This is a genomic window from Pseudomonas sp. GZD-209, from assembly GCF_049310485.1.
In the GTDB taxonomy this organism is placed as follows: domain Bacteria; phylum Pseudomonadota; class Gammaproteobacteria; order Pseudomonadales; family Pseudomonadaceae; genus Aquipseudomonas; species Aquipseudomonas sichuanensis.
Genome location: NZ_JBMOWQ010000174.1, coordinates 13,685 through 29,405 on the forward strand (window position 1 = coordinate 13,685; position 15,721 = coordinate 29,405).

Here is a 15,721-nt window from a genome sequence, read left to right on the forward strand (position 1 = left end):
GATCTCGCATCGTGAAATAGCCAAGTTGCAGGAAAATGCCGTGGGTTTATGCGGCAAGGAGTGCGGTATGTCCCGAGCTTTTTTCAATGAAATGTATGACGCCGTCGGTGCCTGCCGTCCCCACTACCAGCCGTTTGCACGCTGGCTGGCAGACACACCACCCGAGCTGCTGGCGCAGCGCCGACGCGAAGCGGACTTGCTGTTCCACCGCGCCGGCATCACCTTCACCCTGTATGGCGACGAACAGGGCACCGAGCGCCTGATCCCCTTCGACATCATCCCCCGCAGCATCAAGGCCAGCGAATGGCAGAAAGTCGAGCGCGGCTGCATCCAGCGGGTGCAGGCGTTGAATCTGTTCCTGGCCGACGTCTACCACGACCAGCACATCCTCAAGCAAGGCATCATCCCGGCCGAGCAGGTGCTGGCCAACGAGGGCTACCAGATCGCCATGCAAGGCCTGAACTTGCACCGCGATCTCTACGCCCACATCGCCGGCGTCGACCTGGTGCGCGACGGCGACGGCAGCTATTACGTGCTCGAAGACAACCTGCGCACGCCCAGCGGTGTGAGCTACATGCTCGAAGACCGCAAGATGATGATGCGCCTGTTCCCCGAGCTGTTCGCCAGCCAGCGGGTGGCGCCCATCGACCACTACCCCAACCTGCTGCTCGATACCCTCAAGAGCGCCAGCCCGCTGGACAACCCCACCGCCGTGGTGCTGACCCCGGGCCGCTTCAACAGCGCCTACTTCGAACATGCCTTCCTGGCCCGTGAGATGGGTGTGGAACTGGTGGAAGGCGCCGACCTGTTCGTGCGCGACGACCATGTGTTCATGCGCACCACCGCCGGCCCCAGGCAGGTGGACGTGATCTACCGGCGCCTCGACGATGCCTACCTCGACCCGCTGTCGTTCAACCCCGACTCGATGTTGGGGGTGCCCGGCCTGATCGCGGCCTACCGCTCGGGCAACGTGGTGCTGGCCAATGCCATCGGTACCGGGCTTGCCGATGACAAGTCGATCTACCCCTATGTCGACGCGATGATCCGCTTCTACCTCGACGAGGAGCCGATCCTCAACAACGTGCCGACCTGGCAGTGCCGCAACCCCAAGGAGCTGTCCCACGTGCTGGCCCACCTGCCGGAGCTGGTGGTCAAGGAAACCCAGGGTTCCGGCGGCTACGGCATGCTGGTCGGGCCGGCGGCCACGGCGGCAGAGATCGAAGACTTCCGCGCGCGCCTCAAGGCCCGCCCCGAGGCCTACATCGCCCAACCCACCCTGTGCCTGTCGACCTGCCCGACCTTCGTCGAGAACGGCATCGCCCCGCGCCATATCGACCTGCGCCCCTTCGTCCTGTCGGGCAGCGAAACCCGCCTGGTGCCCGGCGGCCTGACCCGGGTGGCGCTGCGCGAAGGCTCGCTGGTGGTGAACTCGTCCCAGGGTGGCGGCACCAAGGACACCTGGGTAGTGGAGGACTGACACATGCTTTCAAGAACCGCTTCGGACCTCTACTGGATGTCCCGTTACCTGGAGCGCGCCGAGAACCTGGCGCGCATGCTCGAAGTCAGCTATTCACTGTCGCTGATGCCCCAGGCCGGGCGCAGCGACGGCCGCGCCGAGCTGGCCATGTCGTTGCTGGCGGCCGGCACCCTGGATGACTACAACCAGCGCCACGCTGAACTCGACACCGCGCGCATGCTGCATTTCTTCGCCTTCGACGAGACCAACCCCGGCAGCATCTACTGCTGCCTGCAGGCGGCGCGCACCAATGCCCATGCGGTACGCGGGCGGATCACCGGCGACATGTGGGAGAACATCAACGCCACTTGGCTGGAGATGCGCAACATCGCCAGCAACGGCCTGGCACGCTATGGCATGAGCCAGTTCTGTGACTGGGTCAAGGAGCGCTCGCACCTGTTCCGCGGCGCCACCGCGGGCACCATCATGCGCAACGACGCCTACTGCTTCATTCGCCTGGGCACCTTCCTGGAGCGGGCGGACAACACCCTGCGCCTACTCGATGTGCGCTACGAAATGTTCGGCGAGGCATCGGAAGAGGTCAGCGACCACTCGGCCCGTGGCTACTACCAGTGGAGCGCCCTGCTGCGCGCGCTGTCATCGTTCGAGGCGTTCAACGAGATCTACCGCAACGCGCCCAGCGCCCGCCAGGTGTCGGAGCTACTGCTGTTGCGCGCCGATGTGCCGCGCTCGCTGCATGCCTGCATCGAGGAGCTGGACCATATCCTCGCCGGCCTGCCCAGCACCAGTGGCCGCGCCTCGCAGCGCATGGCCGCCGAGCTCAATGCGCGGCTGCGCTACACCGGCATCGACGAAATTCTCGAAGCCGGCCTGCACCCATGGCTGACCGACTTCATCGAGCGCATTCGCCAGCTCAGCCAGACCGTTCACCACTCCTATCTGGAGGTCGTATGAAGCTCGCCATCCACCACGACACCCGCTACACCTACGCCAACCAGGTGAGCGCCAGCATCCAGTTCCTGCGCCTGACGCCGCAGAGCAACGCCCGCCAGCAGATCCTTGCCTGGCAGGTGCAGATGCCCAAGCAGGTGCGCAGCCAGCTCGACCCCTACGGCAACGTGCTGCACGTGTTGACCCTGGAAGAGCCGCACAGCGCCCTGGCGCTGAGTGCCCAGGGCCAGGTCGAGATCGACCCCACGCTCGAGGTCGAGCACGACAGCCAGTCGCCCTTGCCGTTCCTGCGCACCAGCCGCCTGACCCAGGCCGACGCAGCGCTGATCGACTTTGCCAGGCAACACTGCGGTAGCCGCCGCGACCGTGCCGCGCTGGTCATGCTGATGGAGCGGCTGGCCGAGCGCATGCCGTACAGCCCAGGGGCGACGGCGGTCGACAGCACCGCTGCCGAGGCCTTCGCCGCCGGGGTGGGCGTGTGCCAGGACCACACCCATGCCTTCCTCGCCTGCGCCCGCAGCCTGGGGATCCCGGCGCGCTACGTGTCCGGCTACCTGTGCACCGAGGATGCCAGCCACCTGGCCAGCCACGCCTGGGCCGAGGCCTGGCTGGGCGATGGCTGGTACAGCTTCGATGTGACCAACCGCCTGGCCAGGCCCGATCGCCACCTGAAACTGGCGGTGGGCCTGGACTACCTCGACGCCTGCCCGGTCCGCGGCATGCGCCGGGGCGGCGGCGCCGAGTCGATGCTGGCGCAGGTTCAGGTCCGGTCGCTGCTGCAGGGGCAGCAACAGTAAGCCAAGACCCACAGCGACCCCGTCGTTGCACTGACGCCGGGGTCATTCAACGTACATAGGTAAACCACATGACGTACTGCGTGGCCATGCACCTGGCCGACGGGCTGGTGTTTGTCTCCGATTCGCGCACCAACGCCGGGATCGACCAGATCTCGACCTTTCGCAAACTGTTCATTTTCAGCACCCCCGGCGAGCGCCTGATCGTCCTGCAGAGCGCGGGCAACCTGGCCACCTCGCAATCGGTGGTCAACCTGCTGCGCCAGCGCTGCAACGGCACGGGCAGCCATCTGTTGAACGTACGCACGCTGTACGACGCTACCGTGCTGGTGGCCGCGACCATTCGCGAGGTGGTCACCCGCGACCGCAGCAAGCTGGCGAGCAAGGTCGACCTGAGCTGCTCGTTGCTGGTGGGCGGGCAGATTGCCGGCGGGCCCATGGGGGTCTACAGCGTGTATCCGCAAGGCAACTTCATTCAGGCCACGGAGGACACGCCGTTCCTGCAACTGGGCGAAAGCAAGTACGGCAAGCCGATCCTCGACCGCAACCTGACCTACCGCACGTCACTGGACGAGGCATTGCGCTGTGGGTTGATCTCGTTCGACTCGACCATCCGCAGCAACCTGTCGGTGGGCATGCCGCTGGATGTGCTGGTGTATCGCAAGGACGCGTTCGGGCCGACCCAGAGCTATCGCATTACCCAGGATGATCCCTATTACACCCAGATTCGCAGCCAATGGTGCACAGGGCTGCGCAATCTGCTGGCCGAGCTGCCGGCGCCGCCCGGGGATTACATGGGCTGACATCGGTGCTCTTGCCTTGAGCGCTCGGGGCACGCCGAGCGTTCAGGTGCGGAACACGCTCAAGCCGCCCTTGAGTGCCCGGGCGGTGCTGCCCAGTGCGGTGGCCGAATCATGGATCTCGGCAATGCCCTGATGGGTATGCTCGAAGGTTTCATGCATGCCGCCCAGGCGACCGGTGATGTCGGTGACCGCATGCTGGATTTCTTCACTGCTGGCCAGGGCGCGGTCCATGGTACCGCTGACCTGCCCCATCTGCCGTACCAGCCCATCGATGACGCCCAGCGTACTGTCGGATGCCACGGCCAGTTTGCGCGACTGCTCTGCGGTGCTGCCCATGCGCTCGGCGATCTGGCGAATGCCGCTGGTGACCGAATTGATCACCTGGTTGGCATCGCCCAGCACGCCCTGGGTCTGCAAGGCCAACTTGCGCACTTCGTCAGCGACCACCGCAAAACCTCGCCCGGCTTCACCGGCACGCGCAGCTTCGATGGCGGCGTTAAGCGCCAGCAGGTTGGTCTGGTCGGAAATCCCGGCGACCATCTGCAGTACCTGACCAATCTGCTCGGCCTCGCTGCTCAGGTGCTGCAGGTCGCTTGCCAGCTCGATGCTTGCCGACGTGCTCTGGTGCACGTCGCCGATCAGCCGCTGCAATTCCTGGTGGGTCCGGCTCAGCTCGCCGACAGCGGACTTCAGATCTACGCGAACGGTGTCGGCCAGGCTGGAGGAATGCTCGGCGGCCTGGCGAATCGACTGGCCGTGCTGGTTGATATCGGCCAACTGCCCACCCGCCTGCTGGATACGCAGGGTGATCTCGTCGGAAAGCTGCAGGAAGATGTCTGCCAGCCGCTGGTTGCTGTCAGCCATGCCGGAGGCGCTGCCCAGTGTCTCGCGCAGGTCCTGCAGCAGGTTGGACAGACGCTCGCCCATCTGCCCCATTTCATCGCCGGACAGCACGGTGACCGTGGAAGACAGGTCGCGCCTGTCGGCGATGTGGTTCAGCTGGCCGGTGAGGTGATGAATGCCGCGCACCAACATGCGTGCAGCCATCCAGGACAGTAGCAGCCCCACCAGGAACGTCGCCGCGCCGATCAGCAACAAGCGCTGCAGGCTGGCCTGGATTGCCTGTTGCAGCGCATCGAGAGTAACGTCCACGCCCACTACATAGCCCTGGCCGCTGGCACTTCGCAGCGGCAGGAAGATCGAGCGAAAACTGCCATAGCTGTCGGTGTACTCATCGAACTGCACCTGACCACTACGTGCCGCTGCAATGACGGCCGGGCTGGCGTCTTGGTAATGCTCCATGTGTTTGGAGTAGTTGCCGGAGGCAATATCCTTGGCACTGGCGCCGTCGGCCAGATAGAACACCTGCCCTTGAGCATCGACCATCAAGCCGTAGGCATACTTCAGATCAACCTGCGCCGCATACTCCCCAAGATTGAGCACCTGGGCCTGGTACTCGCCCTCTTTCAAACCGTTGGGCTGACGCGTGCGCTCGAGGTAGTCCGCGCCGAGCAGCCGCGGCACCGCATAAGCGACGGTGCGCAGACGATTGTCGATCTGCTGGCGAATATCCTGGGACTTGGAGTACTGGGCGTAACTGATGAAGGAGGCAATGCTGATCACATTGACCACGGTAAGTGCCAACAAGAGTTTGGTTTGCAAGCGCAAGTTACGCAAAAGCATGGAGAAGAATCCAATAGGTGCCTGGCCATCCAAGCTGGGCGAATGTCATGTTGTCGTACAAGGCCGGCGAATCTTAATGGCATTTTGCCTTCAGTTGCAGTTCTTTTTGATGGCCGTTGTCGCTTGTCATACGTCCATGTCCGCAGGCGCCGAATGCAGCGCAAACCTGATCGTTAAAAAAACTTTACAATACTTTGAGAGCCTCATTAACAGCCCTTAGAAATGCTTGAACTTAGCGGCAATATTCTTGGAAAGTTTCAAGCATCACTTAAACACCCGCACAGGCGTGTAACTTATATTTACCAGCCATGCTTTCAAAACATGTCCAGGCTCTGTACGAAAAGTCTTGTGGGAGCGGGCTTGCCCCGCGATGGAGCGTGAAGCGCTCCTTTACCCGATATGCATGGACCGGACCCAGGGTGGACAGGTGTGCGCAGACATGGTTGACACTTTTCGTGCAAAACCTAACGCAACAACAGCTGAATCTGCTCATGCAGCGTATCCAGATCGAACGGCTTGGCCAGGATCGGCGCCTTGCGCGCGATCGGGCTGCCCGACTCGAGGATTTCCGCCGGGTAGCCGCTGATGAAGATAACCTTCAGCTCAGGCCGCAACTTCACCGCAGGCTCGGCAATCTCCACCCCGGTGATGCCGCCCGGCAGGCGAAAGTCGGTGACCATCAGGTCCAGGTGCGGTTTGCTGGCCAGGATCGCGAACGCCTGTTCGCCGTCTTCGGCCACCAGCACGTGGTAGCCCTCGCCCGCCAGGTAATCGCGCAGGATCATGCGGATCGCCGGTTCGTCCTCGACGATCAATACGACATCTTGTGCATCTTCGCTCATGACAACGCCTTCACATTCAACTCAGTTGGCAATCAGACCCCAGCACTACGCCGAGGTTGCCTGTGTGTGGTCGCTTTGCTGCTGCACCCGTGGCAACGGCAGGTAGACGCTGAAGGTGGCACCGCTGCCCTCGCTGCTGTCGACCTGGATCCGCCCGCCGTGGGCCAGCACGATCTGCTCGGAAATATACAGTCCCAGCCCCAGCCCGCCACTGGCCTGCTGGGCGGCGACGCGCTCGAACTGCTGGAAGATCCGCTGCTGGTTTTGCGCACTGATGCCGATGCCTGAATCCTGCACCTGAACGCAGGCCATGGCGCCCTCCTCGAACAAACGCACCTGCACCGGCTTGCGCTCGCCATAGCGCAAGGCATTGGACAGCAGGTTGGCCAGCACTTGCTCAATGCGAAACTCGTCCCACTCGCCGTGCAGGGTCTGGCAACGCTGCAGTTCGATATGGGTCTCAAGGGCACTGGCCTGGGCACTGAAGTTCTGCACCAGGCCTTGCACCAGCTGGCCGAGGTCGAAGGCCTTGGGCCGGATCGACAGCTTGCCGGTGCGGATGCGCGACACATCGAGCATGTCCTCGACCAGGCGGATCAGGCTGTTGATCTGCCGTTCGTCACGCTCGACCATGGCCTTGAGCTTGTCTTCGCTGAACGCCGCCAGGTTGCCGCGCGACAGGTGCATGCGGCGCAGCTGGGTTTCCAGGATCAGGCCGTTGAGCGGGGTACGCACTTCGTGGGAGACGATCGACATGAAGTCGTCGCGCATGCGCACCGCTCGCTCCAACTCGCCGCGTGCCACCTGCAGCTGCGCCAGCAGTTGCTCCTGTTCGGCGCGGCTGCGCTCCAGCGCCTGCAACTGGCGGTCGAGGGCCTTGCGCTGGCGGAACAGATCGATGAACACCGACACCTTGCTCTTCACCGCGACGGTATCCAGCGGCTTGTGCAGAAAGTCCACCGCGCCGCTTTCATAACCCTTGAAGGCGTAGTTCATTTCGCGCCCGGCAGCTGTGACGAAGACGATGGGCACGTTGCGGGTCTTCTCCATGCCGCGCATCAGCTCGGCCAGTTCGAAGCCGTTCATGCCGGGCATCTGCACGTCGAGGATGGCCAGGGCGAACTCGTGGTCGAGCAGCAGCGACAACGCCTGTTCCGCCGACTGGGCCTGGTGGACCTCGCGGTCCTCGCCCTGGATCAGGGCACCGAGGGCCAGCAGGTTTTCCGGCAGGTCGTCGACGATCAGCAGTTTGGCGGTGATGTTGCTTAGCATGCGTGGGGTTCCAAGGTGGCGAGCAACTGCCCGATACCGCTCAGGGAAAGGATATGGTCGGGGCTGTGCAGGGCCAGGGCGGCCTCCGGCATCAGCGCGACCTGCGCATCGCGGGGGTCCTGGACCACGGTCCGGCCGCCGCTTCGTTTGATCTGCAACAGCCCACGGGCGCCGTCTTCGTTGGCACCGGTCAGCAGTATACCGAGCAGGCCCGGGCCATAGGCGTCCGCCGCCGAGGCGAACAGGTAGTCGATGGCCGGCCGGGAAAAATGCACCGGTTCTTCCTGGCTGAGGGACAGCGTCAGGTCCTGCTCCACCGACAGGTGGTAGCGGGGCCCGGCGACGTAGATCAGCCCCGCTTCGATCTGTGCCTTGTCGCAGGCTTCGCGCACCGGGCGGTGCAGGCGGCGCTGCAGCACTTCGGCCAGCTGGCTGTGGCGGTTGTCCGGCAGGTGCAGCACGCACAGCACCGGGATGGCGAAAGCTTCCGGCAACGCGCCGAGCACGCTGAACAGCGCGCTGACGCCGCCCGCCGAGGCGCCGATGACCACCGCACGCACGCCGTTCATGATTTGCGGTAGATCCGTTCAGGCCGCACCAGCGGCTCAAAACCGTCGCTGTAGGCCGAGAAGTCCACCGACTCCTTGCTGCCCAGCACCAGGAAGCCGCGGTGGCACAGCGACTCGTGGAACAACCCCAGGGCGCGGTCCTGCAGGGTCTTGTTGAAATAGATCAACACGTTGCGGCACGACACCAGTTGGGTCTCGGAAAACACGCTGTCGGTGGCCAGGCTGTGGTCGGCGAAGGTCACGTTGTCGCGCAGGCTGCTGTCCATGATGGCGTTGCCATAGGCGGCGGTGTAGTACTCGGCGAAGTCGCGCCGGCCACCGGCCTTGCGGTAGTTCTCTTCGTACTCGCGCATGCTCTGCAGCGAATAGATGCCCTGCTTGGCGCGCTCCAGCGAGTGCGGGTTGATGTCGGTGGCGTACAGGATGGTGCGCTCCAGCAAGCCCTCCTCGCGCAGCAGGATGGCCATGGAATAGACCTCCTCGCCCGTGCTGCAACCGGCGATCCAGATCTTGATCGAGGGCCAGGTGCGCAGCAGCGGCACCACTTCGTTGCGCAGCGCCAGGAAGTGGCCGGGGTCGCGGAACATCTCGCTGACCGGGATCGTCAGGTACTGCAGCAGCTCCATGAACATGCCCGGGTCGTGCAGCACGCGCTCCTGCAGCGCGGTCACCGTGCGGCAGTCGAACTGGCGCAGGGCGTGCAGGATGCGGCGCTTGATCGAAGCGCCGGAGTAGTCGCGAAAATCGTAGCTGTACTTGAGGTAGATCGCCTCGATCAGCAGCCGGATTTCAATGTCGGTGTTGCGTTCACTGGTCAAGATTTCAGATTCGCTCCAATTGCGGCAGCCACACGCGGATCAGCGAGAACAGGCGGTCCAGGTCGATCGGTTTGGCCAGGTAATCGTTGGCGCCGGCCTGCAGGCAGCGCTGCTGGTCGTCCTTCATCGCCTTGGCGGTCACGGCGATGATCGGCAGCTTGCGCCAGCGCGGCTGTTGGCGGATCAGGCGGGTGGCTTCGTAGCCGTCCATCTCCGGCATCATCACGTCCATCAGCACCAGGTCGATGTCGTCGTTGGCCTCGAGCACCTCGATGGCCTCACGCCCGTTGCGGCCGATCTCGACGATGGCGCCCTTGTGCTCCAGGGCGCTGGTGAGGGCGAAGATGTTGCGCACATCGTCGTCCACCAGCAGGATCTTGCGCCCCTCGAACACCTTGTCGCGGCTGCGCGCGGTCTTGAGCATGCGCTGGCGCTCGTTGGACAGCTGCGACTCGACCTTGTGCAGGAACAGCGTGACTTCGTCGAGCAGGCGCTCCGGCGAGCGCGCGCCCTTGATGATGATCGAGCGCGAGTATTTGAGCAGGTCGGCCTCTTCCTCGCGGGTGAGGTTGCGCCCGGTGTAGACGATCACCGGCGGGAAGCTGCGGATGTCCTCGGCGGTCATGCGCTTGAGCAGCTCGTTGCCGAGCATGTCGGGCAGCTTGAGGTCGATGATCATGCAGTCGTAGATGTTCTCACGCAGCAGCGCCAGGGCGTCCTGGGCCAGGGCCACGGCGGTGATCTGGATGTCGTCGTCGCCGATCAGGCGGGCGATGCTCTCGCGCTGCAGGTCGTCGTCTTCCACCAACAGGATGTGCTTGAGCTTCTGGGTAAGCTTGGCCTCCAGGCGGGCGAACACCGCCTTGAGCTCGTCGCGGCTGGTGGGTTTTACCGCGTAGCCCACCGCGCCCATGTGCATGGCCGCCTCCACGCGGTCTTCCACCGAAATGATATGCACCGGGATATGCCGGGTGCCGGCCTGCTCCTTGAGGCGCTGCAGCACGGTGAGCCCGGAATGGTCGGGCAGGCGCATGTCCAGCAGGATGGCGTCGGGCAGGTACTGGGCGGCCAGTTCGAAGCCTTCGTCGGCGCTCTGCGCCACCAGGCAGCTGTAGCCCAGTTCGTGGGCCAGGTCGTAGAGGATGCGGGCGAAGTTCGGTTCGTCCTCGACCACCAGGATGCAGCGGTTGCTGAACGGCGCCAGTTCGCGGTCGTCGGTGAACGCAGGTTTCGGCCGTTCGGCACGCGCCGGGACCACCACCTGCGGCGCCGGGGGCAGCTCATCGACCGCCGGGCGCAGGCTGTGCACCGCGTTCTGCTCGCCCGAGGGCTCGTAGTGCTCGGGCAGGATCAGGTTGAACACGCTGCCCTGCCCTGGGCTGCTGTCGACGCTGATCTGCCCGCCGAGCAGGTGGGCCAGGTCGCGTGAGATTGACAGGCCCAGCCCGGTGCCGCCATAGCGGCGGTTGCTGGTGCCGTCGACCTGGTGGAAAGCACCGAAGATCGCCTGCTGCTGGTCGGCGGCAATGCCGATGCCGGTATCGCGCACGGCGAACACGATACCCATGCCCACCTGGTGGCTGATGCGCAGGCTCACCTGGCCGCGCTCGGTGAACTTGACGGCGTTGGACAGCAAATTCTTGAGGATCTGTTCCAGGCGCTGGCGGTCGGTGAACAGTGTCGCCGGCAGGGGTTGTTCGAGCTGTACCTCGAAGTCCAGGCCCTTGTCCTGGGCCAGTGGCCGGAACATGCTCTGCAGGCCTTCGACCAGGCGCTCCAGCGGGGTGGTTTCGGCGCGCACTTCAAGCTTGCCGGCCTCGACCTTGGCGATGTCGAGGATGTCGTTGATCAGGTTGAGCAGGTCGTTGCCGGCCGAGTAGATCGACTCGGCGAACTTGACCTGCTCCTGGCTGAGGTTGCCCTCGCCGTTCTCGGCCAGCAGCTTGGCCAGGATCAGCGAGCTGTTGAGCGGCGTGCGCAGCTCGTGGGACATGTTGGCGAGGAATTCCGACTTGTACTTGCTCGAACGCTGCAGGTCGTCGGCGCGCGCCTGCAGCTCCACCTGGGCCTGGTTCAGCTCGCTGTTCTTGCGGTCCAGGGCATCGGTGCGCTCGGCCAGTTGTTCGTTGGTCTGCTCCAGCTCTGCTTGCTGCGTCTCCAAGTAGGCCTGGGACTCCTTGAGCACCCGCGACTGTTCTTCCAGCTCTTCGTTGGCAGACTTGAGCTCCTCCTGCTGGACCTGCAGCTCCTCGTTGAGCTGCTGGGTCTCGGCCAGCACTTCCTGCAGGCGTTGGCGGTAGCGGGCGCTTTCGATGGAGATGCCGATGTTCTCGGCCACACGCTCCAGCAGCTCGACATCACGCTCGTGCAATGGGCGCAGGAAGCCGATTTCCACGATCCCATTGATGCGGCCATCATCCCGGGCAGGCATCAGCAGGCCGCTGCGCGGCAAACCACGGCCAAGGCCGGAGCTGAGCTGGTAGTAATCCTCGGGCAAGTCATCCAGGCGGATCAGCCGCCCCTGCATCACGGCCTGGGCCAGCAGGCCGCCATGCTCCCCCAGCACCTGCTCTTTGCCTTGCTGCTCGGCATCCAGGCCGTAGCTGGCCACCCGCACCAGGTGCCCGTGCTCGTCACGCACATAAAGGGCACCGACCACGCTCCCCAGGTAGCCGGCGAAACAGCGCAGGATGTTGTCGCCGAGCATGGGCAGCGTCAGTTGCCCCATCATCTGTTCGCCCAGCTGGGTCTGCCCCGCGCGCAGCCAGGCCTGGTGCTCCAGGCCCTCGGCAGCGCGCTGCTGCGCCTGCAGGTTGTCGGCGTAGCTGGCCGAGAGCGCCAGCAGGTCGCGGCGCCCAAGGAAGGCGAGCAGGCCGCTCAGGGCGACGATGAACAGCACGAAAGCCGAGATGGCGGTGACCGTGACCGTACTGACCTTCTCGTTGCGCGCCATGCGCAGTTGCTGTTCGGTGCTGATGAAACTGTCGAATTCCTTGCGGATCTCGTCGGTGATGCGCTTGCCACGGCCGGTGCCGATCGGCAGCTGATAGTCGCCTTTGTTCCGGCGAAGGGTGATCATCTCGCCGCCGAAGTTGTTCCACTCGCGCTGCAGAGCGACCAGCCGCTCGATCCGCTCGACCTGCTGCGGGTTGTCGGCCACCATCCCCTTGAGGCTGTCCAGGCTGCTGAAAATGCGCGGTTTGGCCACCTCATAGGGATCAAGAAAACGCTCTTCGCCGGTCAGCAGGTAACCGCGCATGCCGGTTTCCATGTCGATCGACAGCTTGATCGTTTCGTTGGCATTGCCGATCACCCGATCGGTGTGCTCGACCCATTGCATGGCCGAGAGCAGGTAGTTGATCACCGCCACAAACGCCACGGCGCCCAGCAGCCCGACGCCCAGCGGCAGGCCGACGTTGCGGGCGAGTAGCTTGCGGAAGCTGCGTTGATCCATCGAGGCTGTTTGCATCATGTGATAAGGCCCGAGCGAAAAAAGTCCATTGAACAGTGCTGGCGGCTACATCCTGCAAGTGTAAGACCCTGCGCCACACCGACCGGGAATACAGCGAGTCTAACCAGCTTTAGCGGTTCTGGCAGGGCATTTAGCCAGTATTTGAAGGCGCAGTGCGCCAATCGTTCCATCTGATTGCACACGCCGTTAAGCTGGGGAACTTCTACCCCGCCACGGGCACAGAGTAGATACCCTTTACGCGAAACAGGATCCGTACCATGCACCTTCTGGTAGTCGAGGACGACGACATCGTTCGTATGTTGATAGTCGATGTGCTCGACGAACTGGGCTACAAAACCGTCGAGGCGGAAAATGCCGCTGCTGCACTGAAGGTTCTCGAAGATGCCGGGCAGTCGTTGGCGTTGATGATGACCGATGTCGGTTTGCCGGATATGCGCGGTGAAGAGCTGGCGGGCAAGGCCCGTGAGTTGCGGCCCCTGCTGCCTGTGCTGTTTGCCAGTGGCTTTGCCGAGAACGTGAATGTGCCTGAAGGCATGTACATGATTGCCAAGCCGTTCAGCATTGATCGGTTGCGGGACAAAGTGCGGGAGATTCTTGGGGCGGGTTGAGGCGGGGTGCTTTCTTCAAGGTTTGGTGTAGGGCTGCGAGGTGCTCGCCTTGACACGAGGTGCTCGCCTTGACAGGTGTTGCGCCTGGGAAATCGAGCGCCGCCCGCGCGGCGCATCGCGGGGCAAGCCCGCTCCCACATTTGTTTCGGGCCAGTCTCTCCTGCGCCATTACCTGGTCCGCCTTGTTTGTCCGACGTGGTTCTGGCGTGGTCGCTAACGCTGCTTCACATGACTCAAGGCATGCACCAAGGCGGGCAGCGGTACTTTCACAGGACTCATTGGCCCGAAACAAATGTGGGAGCGGGCTTGCCCCGCGATGCGCCGCGCGGGCGGCGCTCGATCTCACAGGCGCTGGAAATGCCCCGTCAGGCCCATGGCCCCCATATGCTTAAATAGCGCCCTTTGCCCCAAGGCCCTCCCCCATGCCCCATCTCCTGGTCCTCAGCCACCGCTGGCCCGAGCCACAGGCCTGCAGCGCCGGCCAGCACCTGCAGCAGATTCTCCAAACCTTCCTGGCCGGCGGCTGGCAGGTTACCTTCGCCAGCACGACCCAACCCTGTGAGCGCAAGGCCGACCTGGCGGCGCTTGGCGTGATCGAGCAGCACATCCGCGCAGATGATCAGGACTTCTTGACCAGCCAGGCCGCAGACGTGGTGCTGTTCGACAGTTTCACCAGCGAAGAGCGCTACGCCAGCCAGGTCACCCAACACCTCCCCCAAGCCCTGCGCGTGCTGCTCACCGGCGGCCTGCAAAGCCTGCGCGAGGCGCGCCAGCAACTGCTGCGCCGCCGCCTGATCGAAGGCCTCGACCCTAACGACTTCCGCGCCCTGTTCGCCACCAGCGGCCCGGACCTGTATCGACAGATGGCGCCCACCGAGTCGACCCAACGCGAACTGGCGGCCATGTGGCGTTGCGACCTGACGCTACTCACCTCGCAAACCGAGCTCGACCTGCTGGTCAACGGCTTCGGTGTGCCGGATTACCTGCTGCATTACTGTCCGCCGATGGTCGAGCCAGCCGTTACCTCGCGCCCGTTCGCCGAGCGCCAGCACTTCGTGTGCCTGGGCGACTTCGCCTCGCCGGCCCAGCATGATGCGCTGCTGTGGCTCAGGCACAACCTCTGGCCGGTGCTGCGCCGCCAGTTGCCCGAAGCGCAGCTGTACCTCCACGGCGCCAACCCGTCAGCCAGGAGCATGGCCTTGCATGCCCCGGAGCAGGGTTTGCATGTGATGGGCGAGGCGCCATGCGTCGAGACACTGCTGGGCAGCGCCCGTGTGTACCTGGCGCCACTACGCTCCGGCGCGGGCATCGACGGCCCGCTGCTCGATGCGCTTCGCCAGGGCACGCCCTGCGTGACCACACCGCTAGGTGCCGAAGGTATACAAGGGCAGCATCCCTGGCCGGGCAGCGTTGCCGACACCGCCGAAGGGCTGGCCAAGGCGGCCGCACAGCTGTACACCGACGCGGCACAGTGGCAACGGGCGCAGGAGGCCTGCAGGACTCTGCTCAAGGCACGCTTCGACCGCCAGCGGCATGCCACCGTGCTGCTCGGGCGGATTGAACACAGCCTCGTGCATATGCACGAACAGCGGCTGTACAACTTCGTCGGGGCCATGTTGCGGCGCGAACGCCGCTAACCGGCTGCCTGACGACGCGGCAGCACGGCCTCAGGGTTCGCGGCGCAACAGGTAGGTATCCATGATCCAGCCCTTGCGCCGCCGGGCCACTTCACGAGCGTCGAGAATCTGCGCCTTGACCTGTTGCAGCGGCCCGGCAATCAACAGCTCATCGGCCGTGCCCAGGTAGGCACCCCAGTAGATCGTCAGTTGCGGGTCCTCCAGTGCGGCAAACGCGCACTGGCCATCGAGCATCACCAGCGTATTGTCGATCCGCGCCTGCCCGGCCAGGCGACGGCCCGGCAGCACGGTCAACGGCTCGCCGATACGATTGAGGGGAACCTGATGCCTGGCCGCCAGGGCCTGGACACTGCTGATGCCAGGAATCACCTCAAGCCCCAGCGCAAGGCCACGCTGACGCACAAGCTCGAGGATGCGCAAGGTGCTGTCATACAACCCCGGCTCACCCCAGAGCAGGAAAGCGCCGACATCATCGACAGCGAGTTCGTCCTCGATCAGCCGGGCATACAGTGCGGCGCGCTGCACGTGCCAGTCGTGCACGGCCGCAACGTAGTCCGCTGCCTGGGCATCGCGCCGTGGGTCGGCGACCTGTACCAGGCGGTAGCCACCATCAGGCAGATAGCGTTCGAGGATGGTTTTGCGCAGGCCCACCAGTTCGTCCTTCTCCTGCCCTTTGTCGAGCACGAAGAACACCGTGGCACGGCGCATGGCCTCGACGGCCTGGTAGGTGACCTGGCGCGGGTCGCCCGGGCCGATACCAATCAACAGAAGTTGCTTCATCACCTGCCCTGCCTG

The 15,721-nt window shown here is 64.2% G+C and carries 13 protein-coding genes; 6 read left to right on the forward strand and 7 right to left on the reverse strand.

Features of this window, described 5'->3' with window-relative positions:
• The first annotated feature begins 67 nt into the window (after positions 1-67).
• The 4 genes from ACO6VM_RS19350 (at position 68) to ACO6VM_RS19365 (ending at position 4,025) form a co-directional block, all read left to right on the forward strand.
• Positions 68-1,477: a circularly permuted type 2 ATP-grasp protein gene (locus tag ACO6VM_RS19350; RefSeq protein WP_422403669.1), complete on the forward strand. Its 1,410-nt coding sequence runs from the start codon at positions 68-70 to the stop codon at positions 1,475-1,477.
• Positions 1,478-1,480: 3 nt separating this feature from the next.
• Positions 1,481-2,431, forward strand: a complete 951-nt coding sequence (locus ACO6VM_RS19355) for an alpha-E domain-containing protein (protein ID WP_125463716.1) — start codon at positions 1,481-1,483, stop codon at positions 2,429-2,431.
• Entirely contained in the window at positions 2,428-3,225 is a 798-nt protein-coding gene (locus tag ACO6VM_RS19360; protein ID WP_347151436.1) for a transglutaminase family protein, read from the forward strand. Before ACO6VM_RS19355 ends, ACO6VM_RS19360 begins: the two co-directional genes overlap by 4 nt.
• Positions 3,226-3,293: 68 nt before the next feature.
• Positions 3,294-4,025: a peptidase gene (locus tag ACO6VM_RS19365; RefSeq protein ID WP_422403670.1), complete on the forward strand. Its 732-nt coding sequence runs from the start codon at positions 3,294-3,296 to the stop codon at positions 4,023-4,025.
• 42 nt (positions 4,026-4,067) lie between these two features.
• On the opposite strand, the gene ACO6VM_RS19370 is transcribed toward ACO6VM_RS19365, so the two are convergent.
• The 6 genes from ACO6VM_RS19370 to ACO6VM_RS19395 form a co-directional block, all read right to left on the reverse strand.
• Positions 4,068-5,708 carry a methyl-accepting chemotaxis protein gene (locus ACO6VM_RS19370; RefSeq protein WP_422403671.1) on the reverse strand — a complete coding sequence of 547 codons (1,641 nt, stop codon included), beginning with the start codon at positions 5,706-5,708 and terminating at the stop codon, positions 4,068-4,070.
• A 464-nt stretch (positions 5,709-6,172) separates the two neighbouring features.
• Positions 6,173-6,550: a response regulator gene (locus ACO6VM_RS19375; protein ID WP_390971027.1), complete on the reverse strand. Its 378-nt coding sequence runs from the start codon at positions 6,548-6,550 to the stop codon at positions 6,173-6,175.
• Between the two features lie 45 nt (positions 6,551-6,595).
• Positions 6,596-7,822 (reverse strand): hybrid sensor histidine kinase/response regulator, encoded by a 1,227-nt coding sequence (locus tag ACO6VM_RS19380; protein WP_422403672.1) that lies wholly within the window; start codon positions 7,820-7,822, stop codon positions 6,596-6,598.
• On the reverse strand, positions 7,816-8,391 hold the full coding sequence (locus tag ACO6VM_RS19385; RefSeq protein WP_422403673.1) for a chemotaxis protein CheB: 576 nt from the start codon (positions 8,389-8,391) through the stop codon (positions 7,816-7,818). The genes ACO6VM_RS19380 and ACO6VM_RS19385 overlap by 7 nt, the downstream gene beginning before the upstream one ends.
• Positions 8,388-9,209, reverse strand: a complete 822-nt coding sequence (locus ACO6VM_RS19390) for a CheR family methyltransferase (RefSeq protein WP_110994616.1) — start codon at positions 9,207-9,209, stop codon at positions 8,388-8,390. The genes ACO6VM_RS19385 and ACO6VM_RS19390 overlap by 4 nt, the downstream gene beginning before the upstream one ends.
• Before the next feature lie 4 nt (positions 9,210-9,213).
• Entirely contained in the window at positions 9,214-12,681 is a 3,468-nt protein-coding gene (locus tag ACO6VM_RS19395) for a response regulator (protein WP_422403674.1), read from the reverse strand.
• A gap of 257 nt (positions 12,682-12,938) precedes the next feature.
• Here ACO6VM_RS19395 and ACO6VM_RS19400 point away from each other — a divergent pair, with 257 nt between their 5' ends.
• Together ACO6VM_RS19400 and ACO6VM_RS19405 are read left to right on the forward strand one after the other, a co-directional pair.
• Positions 12,939-13,289, forward strand: coding sequence for a response regulator (locus tag ACO6VM_RS19400; RefSeq protein ID WP_125858327.1), 351 nt, complete (start codon positions 12,939-12,941; stop codon positions 13,287-13,289).
• Positions 13,290-13,711: 422 nt separating this feature from the next.
• Complete coding sequence (locus ACO6VM_RS19405) at positions 13,712-14,926, forward strand: glycosyltransferase (RefSeq protein ID WP_422403675.1); 1,215 nt, start codon at positions 13,712-13,714, stop codon at positions 14,924-14,926.
• Positions 14,927-14,956: 30 nt separating this feature from the next.
• Here ACO6VM_RS19405 and cobF read toward each other — a convergent pair whose 3' ends face one another.
• Positions 14,957-15,706, reverse strand: a complete 750-nt coding sequence (gene cobF, locus ACO6VM_RS19410; protein WP_422403676.1) for a precorrin-6A synthase (deacetylating) — start codon at positions 15,704-15,706, stop codon at positions 14,957-14,959.
• Positions 15,707-15,721 lie beyond the last annotated feature (15 nt).